This window comes from Mycobacterium sp. E1715 (genome assembly GCF_001667625.1).
In the GTDB taxonomy this organism is placed as follows: domain Bacteria; phylum Actinomycetota; class Actinomycetes; order Mycobacteriales; family Mycobacteriaceae; genus Mycobacterium.
Map to the genome: position 1 here is coordinate 1 of NZ_LZJJ01000174.1, position 15,915 is coordinate 15,915.

The 15,915-nt window shown below is 69.5% G+C and carries 9 protein-coding genes and 1 pseudogene; 3 read left to right on the top strand and 7 right to left on the bottom strand.

Going from position 1 to position 15,915, the window contains the following annotated elements:
* Positions 1 to 306, top strand: a pseudogene (locus A9X03_RS29745) (hypothetical protein); the annotation flags it as partial.
* Between the two features lie 158 nt (positions 307 to 464).
* Positions 465 to 2,204: a fatty-acid--AMP ligase FAAL21/FadD21 gene (gene fadD21, locus A9X03_RS09665; protein WP_067780175.1), complete on the top strand. Its 1,740-nt coding sequence runs from the start codon at positions 465 to 467 to the stop codon at positions 2,202 to 2,204.
* Positions 2,205 to 2,213: 9 nt separating this feature from the next.
* Here fadD21 and A9X03_RS09670 read toward each other — a convergent pair whose 3' ends face one another.
* From A9X03_RS09670 to fdxA, 7 genes are all read right to left on the bottom strand, one after another.
* Positions 2,214 to 2,531, bottom strand: a complete 318-nt coding sequence (locus tag A9X03_RS09670) for a hypothetical protein (protein WP_067755762.1) — start codon at positions 2,529 to 2,531, stop codon at positions 2,214 to 2,216.
* Positions 2,528 to 3,793 (bottom strand): sulfate adenylyltransferase, encoded by a 1,266-nt coding sequence (sat, locus tag A9X03_RS09675; RefSeq protein WP_067886850.1) that lies wholly within the window; start codon positions 3,791 to 3,793, stop codon positions 2,528 to 2,530. Before sat ends, A9X03_RS09670 begins: the two co-directional genes overlap by 4 nt.
* 64 nt (positions 3,794 to 3,857) lie before the next feature.
* Complete coding sequence (cysC, locus tag A9X03_RS09680) at positions 3,858 to 4,541, bottom strand: adenylyl-sulfate kinase (protein WP_068260768.1); 684 nt, start codon at positions 4,539 to 4,541, stop codon at positions 3,858 to 3,860.
* 284 nt (positions 4,542 to 4,825) lie between these two features.
* A complete protein-coding gene (pks2, locus tag A9X03_RS09685; protein WP_068260766.1) occupies positions 4,826 to 11,134 on the bottom strand; it encodes a type I polyketide synthase in 6,309 nt (2,102 codons plus the stop codon).
* Positions 11,135 to 11,410: 276 nt separating this feature from the next.
* Positions 11,411 to 13,774, bottom strand: coding sequence for an APC family permease (locus A9X03_RS09690; protein ID WP_068260771.1), 2,364 nt, complete (start codon positions 13,772 to 13,774; stop codon positions 11,411 to 11,413).
* Positions 13,775 to 13,862: 88 nt separating this feature from the next.
* Positions 13,863 to 14,948 (bottom strand): succinyldiaminopimelate transaminase, encoded by a 1,086-nt coding sequence (gene dapC, locus A9X03_RS09695; protein WP_067780069.1) that lies wholly within the window; start codon positions 14,946 to 14,948, stop codon positions 13,863 to 13,865.
* Positions 14,949 to 15,001: 53 nt separating this feature from the next.
* Complete coding sequence (fdxA, locus tag A9X03_RS09700) at positions 15,002 to 15,328, bottom strand: ferredoxin (RefSeq protein ID WP_067755774.1); 327 nt, start codon at positions 15,326 to 15,328, stop codon at positions 15,002 to 15,004.
* 374 nt (positions 15,329 to 15,702) lie between these two features.
* Here fdxA and A9X03_RS09705 point away from each other — a divergent pair.
* On the top strand, positions 15,703 to 15,915 hold a 213-nt coding region (locus A9X03_RS09705; protein WP_197696047.1), incomplete at its 3' end, for a hemophore-related protein.

Here is a 15,915-nt window from a genome sequence, read left to right on the forward strand (position 1 = left end):
CGGGCGGCGCGGTCGGGTCTCGTCGAGGTCCCCGTGGCGGCCGAGGCCCCGAACCAGGTTTCGCAGGCGCGGCGCCGCCGGGCGGCGGTCACGCAACTCGGCCGCCGATACGAGTACCTGGACGCGGAACCGTCGTCGAGCGCCTCGGATCGGGGCGCGGAAACCCTGGGCTTCACCGGAACCGCGCCCGCCAAGGGGGCCGGCATGCCGGCAGGACTGACCGCGCTGCGCGACGATGCCTTCGACGGCGCCGCGCGCACACCGATGTTGCCGCACACCTGGGACCACGGCCCGGATGCACCTTGAACGAGGCTGGGCCACAACGGTATTCGTTGGCGCGGGACGGCCCGGCGCAGTCGGGCGCACGCGGCGGCCCGCGGCCGGGACCGTAGCGCCGGCGGGCGGAACCGGGGCCTGGCGCGACCTTCGTCCGCAAGCGGAAGAAGAGCGGTAGCCTAACCCGCATGCAGAACGCGTCGGTGGTCTCCCTGCTGCGTGAACGCGCGGGTCTGCAGCCCGACGAAATCGCGTTCCGCTATACCGACTACGAGCACGATTGGGCGGGCGTCACCGAGACGTTGACGTGGGCGCAGCTGTACCAGCGGACCCTGAACGTCGCGCACGAGGTCGAGCGGCACGGCGCCGTCGGGGACCGGGCCGTGATCCTGGCTCCGCAGGGCCTGCCCTATATCGTGGCCTTCCTGGGCGCGATGCAGGCCGGGCTGATCGCGGTGCCGCTGCCCGTCCCGGCGGTGGGCTCACACGACGAACGCGTGAGCGCCGTCCTGGCCGACACCACACCCACCGTCGTGCTCACCACGTCGGCGGTCGCCGGCACCATCACCGAGTACCTCGGGCAGCCGGGCCCGACGACCACCCCGGCGGTCGTCGAGGTCGATGCGCTCGATTTGGACGACCCCTCCGCGCCGGGCATCCGGCTCAACGGCGCCCCCGACACGGCCTACCTGCAGTACACGTCCGGCTCGACGCGACTGCCGGCCGGCGTCATGATCTCGCACCGCAACCTGCGCGTGAACTTCCAGCAGCTGATGGCCGCCTATTTCGCCGAGTTCAACGGCGTCCCGCCACGCGAAACGGCCGCCGTCTCCTGGCTGCCCTTCTACCACGACATGGGGTTGGTGCTCGGCGTCATCGCGCCGATCATGGGCGGTTATCGCGGTGACCTGACAAGCCCGGTCGCCTTCCTGCAACGACCGGCACGGTGGATCCACGCGATGTCGATCGGCACCCCGGTGATGTCGGCGGCGCCGAACTTCGCCTTCGAGCTGGCCGTCCGCAAGACGAAGGACGCAGACCTGGACGGCGTCGACCTGGGCAACGTCCTGGGCGTCGTCAGCGGCGCCGAACGCATCCACCCCGCCACGCTGGACCGGTTCGCTAAACGCTTCGCGCCGTACAACTTTGACGACCGCGCGATGCGCCCGTCCTACGGATTGGCCGAGGCCACGGTGTACGTCACCAGCCGCACCACCCGCGGGGCCCCGCGGGTGGTGCACTTCGAATCAGAGAAGTTGTCCGAGGGGTCCGCGGAACGCTGCCCGGCGGAGAGTGGCTCGCCGCTGCTGAGCTACGGCATGCCGACATCGCCGGCGGTGCGGATCGTCGACCCCGACGCCCGCCGGGAATGCCCGCCGGGAAAGGTCGGCGAGATCTGGGTCCATGGCGAAAACGTTGCCGGCGGCTACTGGCAGAAGCCCGAGGAGACCGCACGCACCTTCGCCGGCGGCCTGGTCGACCCGTCGCCGGGCACGCCGGAGGGACCGTGGCTGCGCACCGGCGACCTCGGGTTCGTCTCCGAGGGCGAGATGTTCATCGTGGGCCGGACCAAAGATCTCCTGATCGTCTACGGGCGCAACCACTATCCCGAGGACATCGAGTCGACGGTGCAGGGGATCACCGGGGGCCGCGTCGCCGCGATCTCGGTGCCGGTGGACGAGACCGAGAAGCTGGTGACCATCATCGAGATGAAGAAGCGCGGCGACTCCGACGAGGAGGTGTCGCGCCGGTTCGCCGTCGTCAAAAACGATGTCACCGCGGCGATTTCGAATTCGCACGGTCTCAATGTCGCCGATCTCGTGCTGGTGTCGCCCGGGTCGATTCCCACCACGACGAGCGGCAAGATCCGGCGCGCGGCCTGCGTCGAGCAGTACCGCCGTCAGGAGTTCACCCGACTGGACGCCTGAGCGCCGCGCCTACGGCTGCGATTCGGCGAGGAAGCGGTCCACCACGTCGGGGCCCGTGGAATGCAGGGCGATGGACAGCTCCAGCAGCCGGTCCTTGACCTTCTTGGGCAGCAACTCGATGGACTTCGTGGTGGCGGAGTCGTACTTTGACCCCGGAAAGCGTTGCAGCACAACGTCCTTCTGCTCTTCGGTGGTATAAATCTCCAAGAGCTTCATCCCCGCGAAGGCTTCCTTCGCCGAGTCGGCCATCCCGGCTTTCGCCAGCGCCTCGAGCCGCTCCTCGTTGATCCAGACGTTGACCTTGATCTTCTTGACGTCGCCGCTCATGATCGGGCCCCCTCCAGCGGGTTCAGCGTGAACACGGGCAGCCGGTCCGCCAGGTACTCCTCGGTGACGAACGGCGAGCCCTGGCCGTACTTGGCGGCCGCCTCGAGAACCACCTCGAACACCTCGTGCCGCATCACCTGCTGGGTGGGCTTCACCTCGTCGGTCAGGATGCTTCTGATCAGGCTTCCGCTGAAACTCTGCGCCTTGGAGTCGTGCCCGCACAGCGCCGAATTGGTCACTTCCCGGCATTCGGGGCAATACCAGTTCTCGCGCAGGAACACCGGTTTGATGCCCAGCTCCGAACGGTGTTCCTGAAGGAGGTTCTGCGAGTCGTACGGGTGGTAAAACTCGCCGACGCCGGCGTGGTCGCGGCCGAACATGTGGTGCGTGCACCCGAGGTTGGTGCGCAGGATCGCGTGGAAGATGGCCTCCCGCGGACCCGCGTATCGCATGTCCCACAGCGTGAAGGTCACCTTGTGGACGTCCTCCCGGAAATACCCGCTCTTCCTGAGCTCGTCCTGCGTGAGCAGGATCGCCTCGTCGATGTAGTCGCCCACCCGTTTCTGCCCGATGATCGCGTTGACCAGCACGCCCGTGCTCAGGTCGTCGACCGGCTGGTCTTCGTTGGCGGCCAACCACGCCTGCTTCATCAGCGCCTCGTGTCCGGTGTGCGGGACGTTGCGGGTCTGATGCGCGACGACGTGGGTCCAGTTCTTTTCCGCGAGCGCGTCCTGGTGCTGCCTGGGCGTGAGCCAGAAGCTCTTGAAGGGCTCGTTGAACACCGGCTCGTTGATGAGCGTGACGTCGCCGGCGACGAACCGGTTTGCGTACGCCAGCGTCTTCTTCACTCCCGGATGCCGGGGATCCGTTGTGCCGTAAGTCTTCTCAGCCAGTCGCTGCAGGTCGTACTCGTAGATCTCGGTGACGTCCAGGATCGCGATGGGAGCGTCTGAGTACTCCAGCACGACGCTGGCGCCCTCTTGGACGCCCAGCGTGTCGATGTCGTCGGAGGACAGGTCGAACACGATCGGGATGCTCCACAGCGTCCCGTCCGGCAAGGCCAACTTGTCCAGCGTGGTGTCGACCTCCTGCCGGCCCATGAACCCGGTCAGCGGCGTGAAGAACCCGTAGGACAGGCTGATGACCTCGTGCGCCGTCGCCTTCGAGATGGGCACCCGCGCCAGGCCCTGGATCCGGCCGGCCGCGTTTTCGGTGGCCACCCGCTCCACGATCGGCTTGCCGTTGTGACCCGTATAGCTCATTCGATGCCCCTCGCTTCGCAGTGCAACACTTTCCTGGCAACGTCTTCGGTGCCCGTGCCGATTCCTAAACCCCGCCCGTCGGCTCCTGGCTGCGCGCGAGGGCGGGGATGACGCCGACCTTCTCGAGGTGCGCAATCACCTCCTCGGCCAGCGTGCCCGCGTCCTTCGCGCCGCCCTCGAGTCGCAGTTCCGGTTCCACCGGAGCCTCGTACGGGTCGTCGATGCCGGTGAATCCCTTGATCTCGCCGGCCCGGGCCTTCTTGTACAGCCCCTTGGGGTCGCGCTTTTCGCAGATCTCGATGGGGGTGTCGACGAAGATCTCCTGGAAGTCGCCCTCGAGCAGCGTTTCGCGCACCGCATCGCGGTCCCGCCGGTAGGGACTGATGAAGGCCGTCAGCGCGATGACGCCGGCCTCGCAGAACAACTTCGAGACCGCGCCGATGCGCCGGATGTTCTCCTCGCGGTCTTCGGCGGAGAAGCCCAGGCCGAACCTCTTGGCGAACGCCACGCCGTGGCGCGGCTCCAGGGTGTCGGGCCCGGCGTTGAGCCCGTAGCGGACGTTGTCCCCGTCGAGGAGATAGCTCCGGATGCCCCGCTCGTACAGCCTCTGCTCAACGGTGTTGGCCACCGTGCTCTTCCCGCTGCCGCTGAGCCCGGTGAACCAGAGGACGCAGCCTCGGTGCCCGTTGAGCTTCTCCCGGCTGTCGCGACTGATGTGGTGTTCGTGCCAGGTGATGTTGTTCGACATTTTCGGCTCCTCGACACCGATCCCGTGCAAGTCCTCCCACGACCTTCACCAGATCGCTCACCAATCAAACCGGGTTGTGGCCGGTCGGTTACTTAAGATGGCCAATTTACAGGAGATTTCCGTTTTCCCGCCACCGTGCCGCGGCGGCCGCGCCCGCCGCATTCGACCAGCTCCGGGCGTCGCGGGGTCGAGCGCCGCCGCGCCGGGCGGGCGGGGCGCGCCGCCTGGCCCGGGCGCCGACGGTTACGAGCACGCTGAGCCGAAGTTCCCGGCCGCGCTTCCGGTCAGGACGGCGACGCCGCGGTTTCCGCGGCGGCCAACTCGTCGCACAGGTGCTCGGCCAGATCGCGAACCGTGGTGATCTTGGTGGGGCTGATGCGGATCCCGGTTTCGTTTTCGATGCGCGTTCGCAGCTCCAGGTTTCCCAGCGAATCCAGCCCGTAGTCGGAGAGTGGACGATCGGGATCGATTGTGCGGCGCAGCAACAGACTGATCTGGCCGGACACCAGCCGGCGGATGGCGGTCGGCCACTCCTCGCGGGGCAGCGCCTTGAGTTCGGCCAGGAATTTGCCGGTGTCGGGGTTGCCGGATCCCATCGACTGGAAAGCTTCGGCGAACCGGCTGCGTTGCGCGAACGAGGTCAACCAGGGTGTTCCCATGATCGGCGCGTAGCCGGTGTAGGCGCGGTCGTAGCGCAGCAGGGATTCGAAGGCGTGGTAACCCTCCGCCGGCTTGATCGCGATGCCGGCGTCTTCCGCGAGCGCCGTGGCGCGGCCGACCTCCGACCATGCGCCCCAGGCGATCGCGCTGCCCGGCAACCCCTGGCTGCGCCGCCAATGGGCGAAGGCGTCCAGCCAGCTGTTGGCCGCGGCATAGGCGCCCTGGCCCGGCGATCCGACCAGCGCGGCGGCCGAGGAGAACGAACAGAACCAGTCCAGCGGCTGGTCCGCCGTCGCGTGATGCAAGTTCCAGGCTCCGTAAACCTTTGGCGCCCAGCATCGGTCGATGAGTTCGTCGGTCACGTTGGCCAGCGTGGCGTCCTGGACCACCGCGGCCGCGTGCAGCACGCCGCGCACCGGCAGTCCGGTCTCGGTCGCGGACGCCACCAGCCGCTCGGCCGTGCCCGGCTCGGCGATGTCGCCACACTCCACCGCGATGTCGGCCCCGTCGGCGCGGAGACGCTCGATGTCTTGGCGGGCTTGCTCGTTGGGCGCCGAGCGGGAATTCAGCACGATCCGTGCGGCGCCGCGCGCCGCCATCTGACCGGCCAGGAACAAGCCCAGCCCGCCGATGCCGCCGGTGACGATGTAGGCGCCATCGGTGCGGAACGGTCGCACGTTTTCCGGCGGGACGGCGGCCACACTGCGTCCCGTGCGCGGCACGTCGAGCACCACCTTGCCGGTGTGGCCGGCGCCCGCCACCAGGCGGACCGCGGCGGCCGCGTCGTGGATCGGGAAGTGCGTGGTCCGCGGCAACGGCAGCCCGCCGTCGGCCGTGCGGCGGTACACGGTGGCCAGCAGGCGTCGGACGGTGTCGGGATGGCTGAACGTCAGCAACGCCAGGTCGACCGCGAACAGCGACAGGTTGCGGCGGAACGGGAACAGCCCGAGGTGGGTGTCGCGGTAGATGTCACGCTTGCCCAGCTCGACGAATCGGCCGCCGAACGCCAGCAACTCGACTCCCGCACGCTGCGCGGCGCCGGACAGCGAGTTGAGCACCACGTCGACGCCGTATCCGCCGGTGTCACGGCGGATCTCGTCGGCGAACGCCGTGCTGCGCGAGTCGTAGACGTGCTCGATTCCCATGTCGCGCAACAATTGCCGGCGCTGGGGGCTGCCCGCGGTCGCGAAGATTTCGCAGCCCGCGGCCCGGGCGATCGCGATGGCCGCCTGTCCCACGCCGCCGGTGCCGGAGTGGATCAGCACCTTGTCGGTCGGCGCGATGCGGGCCAGGTCATGCAGGCCGTACCAGGCGGTCGCCGAGGCGGTGGCCACGGCGGCGGCGTCTTCGGAAGCGAGGTCGGGCGGCAGGGTGACCGCGTGCCTGGCGTCGGCGATGACGAAGGTGCCCCAGCAGCCGTTGCGGGACATGCCGCCGACGCGGTCGCCCACCCGATGCTCGGTGACGTCCGGGCCGACGGCGGTGACCACGCCGGCGAAGTCCCCGCCCAATTGCTGTTGGTAGCCCTCGAAGGTGGGATAGCGGCCGAAGGCCACCAGCACGTCGGCGAAGTTGATGGTGGACGCGGCGATCGCGACCTCGATCTCCCCCGGCCCGGGCGGGACGCGGTCGAACGCGGTGAACTCCAGCGATTCGAGGTCACCGGGGGTGCGGATCTGCAGGCGCATGCCGTCCCGCTCGTGATCGACGACCGCGGTCTGCCGTTCGGCCGGGCGCAGCGGACCGGGCCGCAGCCGCGCGGTGTACCACTCCCCCTGGCGCCAGGCGGTCTCGTCTTCTCCCGAGCCGCTCTTGAGTTGCGCCGCAACGTGTTCCGGCCCGGTCGTCGCGTCGACGTCGATTTGGGTGGCGCTCAGGTGCGGGTGCTCGGAGTCGATCACCCGCAGCAGTCCACGCAGCCCGGCCTGTTCCAGGTTGGCCACATCGCCGGCGGCCACGCTGGCGGCGTTCCTGGTGACCACGAAGAGCCGGGGCGACTCGCCGGGCAGCTCGGAGAGCTCACGCGCGACGGCCACCAGGTGCGACACGTAGTCGCGGGCGCGCCGCGCCTGGTCGGGGCCGCCGCCCGGTGGCGCGGTCACCACGACCACACCCGTCGGGCCCTTGAGCGGGCCGTGCCCGTTCGAGGCGGCCGGGCCGTTGCCGGACAGCAGCGCGCGCAGCCCGGCGGTTTCCACCGGCCCGACAGGCAACGAGAGCGTGGTGCAGTGGGCGCCATCGGAATCGAGCGCCTCGCCCAGCTGGGTCGCGAGCGGATCCGTCGCCTCGCACGCGGTGAGCAGCAGCCACGATCCCGGCTCGGCCCGCGCGGCGTCCGGGAGTTCCCGCGGCTCCCATTCGATGGCCAACAACCGCTCGTTGAGCAGCCGCTCGGCTCGTTCGCGTTCGGAGACCCCACCGGCCAGCCGCAGCCCCTCGACGGTCAGGAGCACGGCGCCGGACTGGTCCAGCACGTCGATGTCCGCCTCGCACTCGCCGGGGCCCGACGACGTCACCCGGGCCAGGCAGTATTGCGCATTGCGCGCCGGGGCATGGCTGCGCAGCCGGCGCACGCCGACCGGCAGCAGCAGGCCACCCGCGCCGGCCTGCTGGACCACCGGGTGAACGACCACCGACTGAAAGCATGCGTCCAGCAGGGCCGGGTGGATCGCGTAGCCCGACTGCTGCGAGCGGATGGCTCCGGGCAGCGCCACCTCGGCGAGCACCGTGGGTGTGTCCACGTCGCCGAGGAGCGCGGCGGCCAGGCCCGAGAAGGCGGGACCGTATTGAATCCCGATGGCGTCGAACGCCTTTCGCAACTCGGCGCCGTCCATGCCGGACGGATGATTGGCGATCAGCGTGGCCATGTCGTGGGCGGGCGGCTGCTGCGGCCCGTCCTCGTCCGCCCCTTCCTGCGCGCGCAGGACCGCGCGCGCCCGGCGCACGCGTTCGCCGTCCTCGTGGGTGTCCACGGTGAACTCGAGAACGCCGGGCGCGGTGACCGTCGCCGCCGACGACGCCCGCGTCCCGCCGTCCAGCAGCAGGGTCTGCTCGAACGTGATGTCGGTGACCTCGGACCGTTCGCCGAGGACCGCCCGCGCGGCGGTCAGCGCCATCTCGCAGTACGCGGCGCCGGGAAGCGCTGCCACGTGGTGGATTTGGTGATCGCCGAGCCACGGGTGCGCCTCGGTGCCGACATCGCCCTGCCAGACGTGTCGCTCCGGTTCCTCGTACAGGTGCACGTGCGCACCGAGTAGCGGATGGACGGCCTGGACCGAGGCGCCGTGCGCCTGCTCCTTCGCCTCGCGGCTGAGCATGAGCCTGCGATGGGTCCACGTCGGGATGGGCGCGTCCACCAGGCGGCCGCTCGGGTATTGGACCGAGAAGTCGACCACGGCGCCGGCGCTGTGCACGTCGGCGACGAACGCCCGCAACCCGGCCGGCAGCTCTTGCTCCCGGCGCATGGCCGCCAGCGCCGCGATGGGCATGTCCAGGCTTGCGGCGTTCTGCTCGACGGCGTGCGTGAGCAGGGGATGCGGCGAAAGCTCCCCGAAGACGCGGAAACCGTCCTTGAGGGCGGCCTGCACGGCCGCCGCGAATCGCACTGTGTACCTTAGATTTTCGCCCCAGTAGTCGGCGGTGAACGACGGCCGTTCGCGGGGGTTCCAGAGCGTCGCCGAGTAGTAGGGAACCTCCGGCTCCCTGGGCTCGAGGCCGGCGAGGGCCTCGACCAGTTCGTCGAGGATCGGCTCGACCTGGGGCGAGTGCGAGGCCACGTCCACCGCCACCTCGCGCGCCACCACGTCCTGCTCCTGCCAGACCGCGACCAGGTCCCGGATCGACTGCGTGTCGCCGCCGACGACCGTCGACGTGGGCGACGCGACCACCGAGAGGACCACGTCGGAGATCCCGCGAATGGACAGTTCCGACAACACCTGTTGGCCCGGCAGTTCCACCGACGCCATGGCGCCACTCCCGGCGAGCCGCGCCATCAGCCTCGAGCGCCGGCAGATGACGCGCACGCCGTCTTGCAGCGACAGGCCACCGGCGACGACCGCCGCGGCGGATTCACCGAGCGAATGGCCGATGACCGCGCCGGGACGGGCCCCGTAGGACTTCATCGTCTCGGCCAGCGCGACCTGCATCGCGAAGATCGTCGGCTGCACCCGATCGATGCCGGTCACCACCTCGGGCGCCGACATCGCCTCGGTCACCGAGAACCCCGATTCCGCGGCGATCAGCGGTTCCATCGCCGCGATCGTCGCGGCGAACACCGGTTCGGAGGCCAGCAGCCCGGCGCCCATCTGCGACCACTGCGAGCCTTGGCCGGAGAACACCCAGACCGGTCCCCGGTCGTCCTGCCCCACGGCGGGTAGATGCGGGATGTCGCCGCCGGCGACCTCGCGCAGGGCCGCGCTCAGCTGACCGAGGTCGCCGGCGGACACCACCGTGCGCACCGGCCGGTGTGCGCGGCGGCGCGCGAGTGTGTAGCCGACGTCCGACAGGCCGGCGGTGCCGGCACCGCCGGCGTCGATCCAATCCGCCAGCCGGGCGGCCGTGACGCGCAATTGTTCGGCGGACGTCGCCGACACCGGGAACAACAACGCCCCGTTGGCATTCGGGGCGGCCGGCGGCGCTTGTTCCGGCGGCGCCTCCTCCAAGACGGCATGCACGTTGGTGCCGGACATCCCGTATGACGACACCGCGGCGCGGCGCGGGCGCCGGTCGCCGGGCCACGGCGTGTTGGCCTGCGGCACGAACAGTTCCGTCTTGATCGCGGCCATCTCGTCGGGCAGCCGGGTGAAGTGGAGGTTCTGCGGCACCGTGCCGTGCTGTAGCGCGAGGATGGCCTTCATCAGCCCCAGCGGTCCGGAGGTCGACTGCAGGTGGCCGAAATTGGTTTTGACCGAGCCCAGCGCGCAGGGCCCGCCGGTCCCGTACACGGCGGCCAGGCTCGCGTATTCGATCGGATCCCCGACCGGGGTGCCGGTCCCATGCGCCTCGACGAAGCCGACCGTGGCGGCGTCGACGCCGGCGGTCTCCAGGGCCTTGCGGTAGACGGCCACCTGGGCGGTTTCCGACGGCGCCGCTATGTTGACGGTGCGGCCGTCCTGGTTGGCCGCCGTGCCGCGCAGGACGGCCAGGATGCGGTCGGAGTCGCGTTGCGCGTCGTCGAGCCGCTTGAGCAGCAGCACGACGCAGCCCTCACCGGAGACGAAGCCGTCCGCGTTGACGTCGAAGGCGTGGCAGCGGCCGGTCGGCGACAGCATGCCCTGCAGCGACCCCGAGACGGACTTGCGCGGTTCGAGGGTCACGGCGACACCGCCGGCCAGGGCCAAATCGCTCTCGCCGCTGTTGAGGCTGCCGCAGGCCTGGTGCACGGCCATCAACCCCGACGAGCACGCGGTGTCAACGGTGACGGCCGGGCCGTGCAGCCCCAGCGTGTAGGCGACCCGCCCGGACGCGAAGCTGTTGCTGGTGCCGGTGAAGCCGTACGGGCCCTCGGCGGCGCCGCAGTCGGCGGAGAGCAGTTCGTAGTCGCCGTGCGTCAGCCCGACGAAGACGCCGGTCTGCGAGTGGGACAACCGCGCGGGATCGAGGCCCGCGTGCTCGATGGCGTCCCAGGACGTCTCCAGCAGCAAACGGTGTTGGGGGTCGATCGCGGTGGCTTCGCGCTCGGTCATGCCGAAGAAATCGCAGTCGAAGCCGCCGACGTCGTCCAGGAAGGCCCCCCACCGCGTCACCGACCGGCCGGGCACGCCGGGCTCGGGGTCGTAGTACAGGTCCGCGTCCCACCGGTCGGCGGGGATCTCGCCGACGAAATCGGCGCCGCGCAGCAACGCCTCCCACAGCCGTTGCGGGGAATCGATTCCACCGGGAAGCCGGCAGGCCATACCGATGACAGCAACGGGTGTGGCGGTTGCGGCACGCAATGTGCAGTCCTCTGTTCTCCCCCAACGGCGTTGGCCAGTCGCGCGGGTGTCAGCTTACCGACCTGAACTCCGTCAGCTTAACCGCTTGGAGAATACGGCCGGCCCGCGAATTTGCCAGGGACGGATCGCCGTGAAACCTCTGTCGCGACTGTGGCTTCCGCGGTTTCCCCGGCAGCGCAACGGCGATGGTGAACACCGACGAAGAGCGCCCGCCGGACGGGGCCGCGTGCGCGAAACGCTGTGAAGCCACAGCGTTTGGGGGCAATCCGGTAGCCGCTACGCTTTGCCGGCGTCCCCCGACTCGCTGGAATCGACCGCCTCCGCGGGGTCCTCGATCACCTGATACGTCGGGTCGACCATCGAGATGGGCCGGTTGCCCGTCTGGCGGGCCTTCCCGGTTATCCGCAACAGCTGGCCTGGCTGGATGTCGGCGCCGCCGTGGCCGGGGCGGAAGGTGATGGTGATCTCCCCGCTGTTGTCCCCCACGACGACCTCGCGCAGGGTGCGCCCGCGGTCGTTGACGTCCTCGACCTCGCTGACCCGCCCCTCGACGGTGGCCCGTTGCCCGGAGATCAGGCCGGCCACCAGGATGACCGACCCCGGCCGCTCCGGGTGCTCGTAGGCGTCCACCTTCTCGTCCTCGCCCCTGGACACCCACGCCTCGAGCTTGTCGATCTCGTCGGCGATCCGTTGCTCGAACGTGTCGGGGTAGGCCTCCCGAATGCGCGATTCCACGTCGTACGGCACGATCGTCGCCGCCGCGTCGGGGATCAGGCTCACCGCGCTGGAGATCTTGTCCGCGGTGCGGTCGTGCAGCAGCCGCCCAAGCAGCCGCCCGAACGTCCGGCGCGGCAGCAGCACCGTCACGTTGGTGCGCGCTTGTTCGTCGCGGGCCTTGGCGACGAACAGCTGCGCGGCCCGGATGATCCGCCGGTCCGGGCAGTCGACGACCCGCAGCGGGGTGTCCAGATCGAAGTGGTCCCAACGCTTCCGCAGTATGGCGGCGTGGGCCGGGTCCACCATGAAGTGCACGGCGGTCAACTCGTCGGCACGCAATCCCCTGCCGTAGCGCAACGCTTCGATCACCGCCAGGTCGACGGAGTCGACGAACACGAACACCCGGTGCCGCGCGTACTTCACCAACTCCGGGCGGTCGGTGCGGAACATCTCGAGAATGGCTGCCTCGGCGCGGTATTCGCGGTTGAGCCGCGTCAGTATGAACACCAGCAGCGGGAAGACGATGACCACCAGCCACGCGCCTTCGGTGAACTTCGCCACCGCGAAGATGCCCACCACGACCGTGGACAGGACGGCCGCGGAGAGGTTGATGGCCAGGCGGCGTCGCCATCCCGGTTCGCGGTGCCTCAGATGGTGTTTGGTCATCCCGTAGCCGGCCATCGAGAACCCCGTGAACACGCCGATCGCGTAGAAGGGAACCAGCGCGTTGACCGAGCCGCCCGTCACCACCAACAGCAGCACGGACAGCGCCGTGAGCGTGATGATGCCGTTCGAGAAGACCAGGCGGTGACCGCGTTTGGTGAGTTGGCGCGGCAGGAAGCGGTCCTCGGCGACGAAGCTGGCCAGCGCCGGGAACCCGTTGAAGCTGGTGTTCGCGCCGGTGAACAGGATGGCGGCGGTGGCGGCCTGGACCAGCGTATAGAAGACGTTGCCGAGCAGGCCGTTGCCGAATACGGCGCGACCGATCTGCGACAGCACCGACGGGTACTCGGTGAGATACGGCGTGGCGTGGGTGACGTGCGCCAGATAGGCGACCCCGGCCAGCAACACGCCAAGGATGGTGGCCATGGCCGTGAGCACTCGGCGGGCGTTGCGGCCCTGCGGCTTTCGGAAGTGGTCGACCGTGTTGGAGATGGCCTCCACCCCCGTCAGGGACGAGCCTCCGTTGGCGAAGGCTCGCAGCAACACCAAGATCGTCGCCCCCAGCACCAGCCCGTTGCCCTGGTGGACGGGCACGGTTCCCGCCATGTGCGTGGGATCGTAGACCGGCAGGTTCCCCATGGCCGCGCGGATGACGCCGACCACGATGGTCAGGCCGACCATGCCGATGAAGGCATAGGTGGCCAGCGCGAACGGCAGGCCCGCTTCCTTCAAGCCGCGCAGGTTTGCGTAGCAGATGGCAAGCACCACACCGACCGTGATTTCCAGGCTGTAGGGGCCCAGCGCGGGGACGGCCGACACCACCGCGACCGTCCCGGCCGCCGACTGCACCGCAACGGTGACCACGTAGTCGATCAGCAACGCGGCGGCGGCTATCTGCGCCACCCGGGGCCCGAAATTCTCGCGGGCGACGATGTAGGAGCCGCCCGCCCGGGTGTAGGCCATGACCACCTGCCGATACGAGGCGGCCACCAGCACGAGGATGAGCAAGATGACACCGGTGATCGGAAGCAACAACAGGAAGGCGGCCAACCCCGCGTGCGGCAACAGCTCGATCAGGATCTGCTCGGGACCATAGGCGACCGATGACACGGCGTCCGGTGAAAGAGCGCCAAGCGCAACCGGATTCGACAACTTCTCGGAGGCGATGTCCTCGGTGACCAACGGCTTGCCCAGGAAAACCCGCTTGGCGATGTCCCCGACCGAAAGGGGGATCCGTAGCTTGCCGGCCGAAGCGGTCACGACCACCGTCCTTACCGTGAGCGGGCGAAACACCTGCGATGCATTGTGCACGTTCGCCGCCGCCACGGTGGCAGTTGGGCGGCGCCGGTCAGGCGAGTCGCTGCACCGCGGCGGCGATCCGCTCGTCGGTGGCCGTCAACGCGACGCGCACGTGTTGCGCGCCGCGCGGGCCGTAGAAGTGGCCGGGCGCCACCAGGATGCCGCGCCCCGCCAGCCAGTCGACGGTGTCCGCGCATGGCTCGCCGCGCGTGGCCCACAGATACAGGCCGGCTTCGGAGTGGTCGACGGTGAATCCGGCCGCCCGCAGCACCGGCAGCAACGCCGCGCGCCGCCGTTCGTACCGCTCCCGCTGCGCCCGCTCGTGGGCGTCGTCGTCCAGCGCCGCGACCATGGCCGCCTGCACCGGCGTGGGCACCATCATCCCGGCGTGCTTGCGCACCGCCAGCAGCTCGGCCACCAGGTCGGGGTCACCGGCGACGAACCCTGCCCGGTAGCCGGCCAACGACGAACTCTTGGACAGCGAGTGGATCGCCAGCAGCCCGCTGTGGTCGCCGTCGCACACGGACGGATGCAGGATCGACAGCGGTTGGGCGTCCCAGCCCAGGCCCAGGTAACACTCGTCGGAGGCCACCACGCTGCCCCGCTCGCGCGCCCAGCCGACCACTTTGCGCAGGTGGTCGACGCCCAGCACGCGGCCGGTCGGGTTGCTCGGGGAGTTCAGGTAGACCAGCGCAGGCGATTGCGGGCCCAACTGGGTCAGCGAGTCCGCGCGCAGCACCGGCGCCTCGGCCAGCCGGGCCCCGACGTCATAGGTGGGATACGCCAGCTCGGGCACCACGATCACGTCCGCGGGTCCGAGCCCCAGCAGCGTCGGCAACCAGGCGATGAGCTCCTTGCTGCCGATCACCGGCAGGACGGCGGCCTCGCTGACCCCCGTGACGCCGAAGCGGCGGGCCAGCGCGGCGACCGCCGCTTCCCGCAGTCGCGGAGTGCCGGCGGTGGCGGGGTACCCGGACGCGGATCCGGCGGCGGCGAGCGCCTCTTGGATCACCGGCGCGACGGGGTCGACCGGTGTCCCGACGGACAGGTCGACGATCCCGTCGGGGTGGGAGCCGGCCAGCGCTTTCGCGTCGGCCAGCGTGTCCCACGGGAATTCCGGCAGGGACGCCGACACTCGCCCGCGTGCGGCGCGCGGCCTCACACCGGGCTGATCCAGCACCGGCCGGCTCAGTCGCCCTCGCCCTGCGGCGGCAGGTCTTTGACCGACTGCGGGTCGTTCTCGGTCATGCCGACCTTGGCGGCGCCGCCCGGCGATCCCAGTTCGGTGAAGAAGTCGGCGTTGATCTGGGTGTACTGGCTCCACTGCTCGGGCACGTCGTCTTCGTAGTAGATCGCTTCGACGGGGCAGACCGGCTCGCACGCCCCGCAGTCGACGCACTCGTCGGGATGGATGTACAGCATCCGCGCGCCCTCGTAGATGCAATCGACCGGGCACTCCTCGATACATGCCTTGTCTTTGATGTCGACACAGGGCTCGGCGATCGTGTAGGTCACAGACGTCTCCTCTATGTACTACTTCGGTGTGGGCTGCTCTTCGGCTCGCGCCCGGTGCTGCCGGCCGCTCCAGACAAAGCTTTCGGTTACTGATACTAGACGTTGCACATACACGTCAACCACTTGGCGCGCCCGTTAAACAGACGATTTAAGACCGCCGGTCTCGGAGGCCGCGGGCGGGGTGCGTTTCGCCAAGGGCGAACACCGGCCCCGGGCCGCCGACCTGCGCAAAGTCGCAGTCCGGCGGGGTCGTGCGATAACCATTGAAATGGAAGCACGGTCGTGGCGCCTGGTAACCTCGACCGGAAGACGGCAACCGCTGGGCAGATGTCGTCGCCTTGATAGCGGTGCATTAACGGGGAAGGTGTCCACACATGAGGCTGTCGTTGACCAAATTGACCGTCGCGATCGGTAGCGCCGCGGTGGCGTTGACCGCCGGCGCCGGGATCGCATCCGCGGACCCGACGGACGCGATCATCAACACCACGTGCAACTACGGACAGGTGATCGCGGCGCTCAACGCCACCGATCCGGCGGCCGCCGCGCAGCTGAACAGCTCGCCCGTGGCGCAGTCCTACATCCGCAGC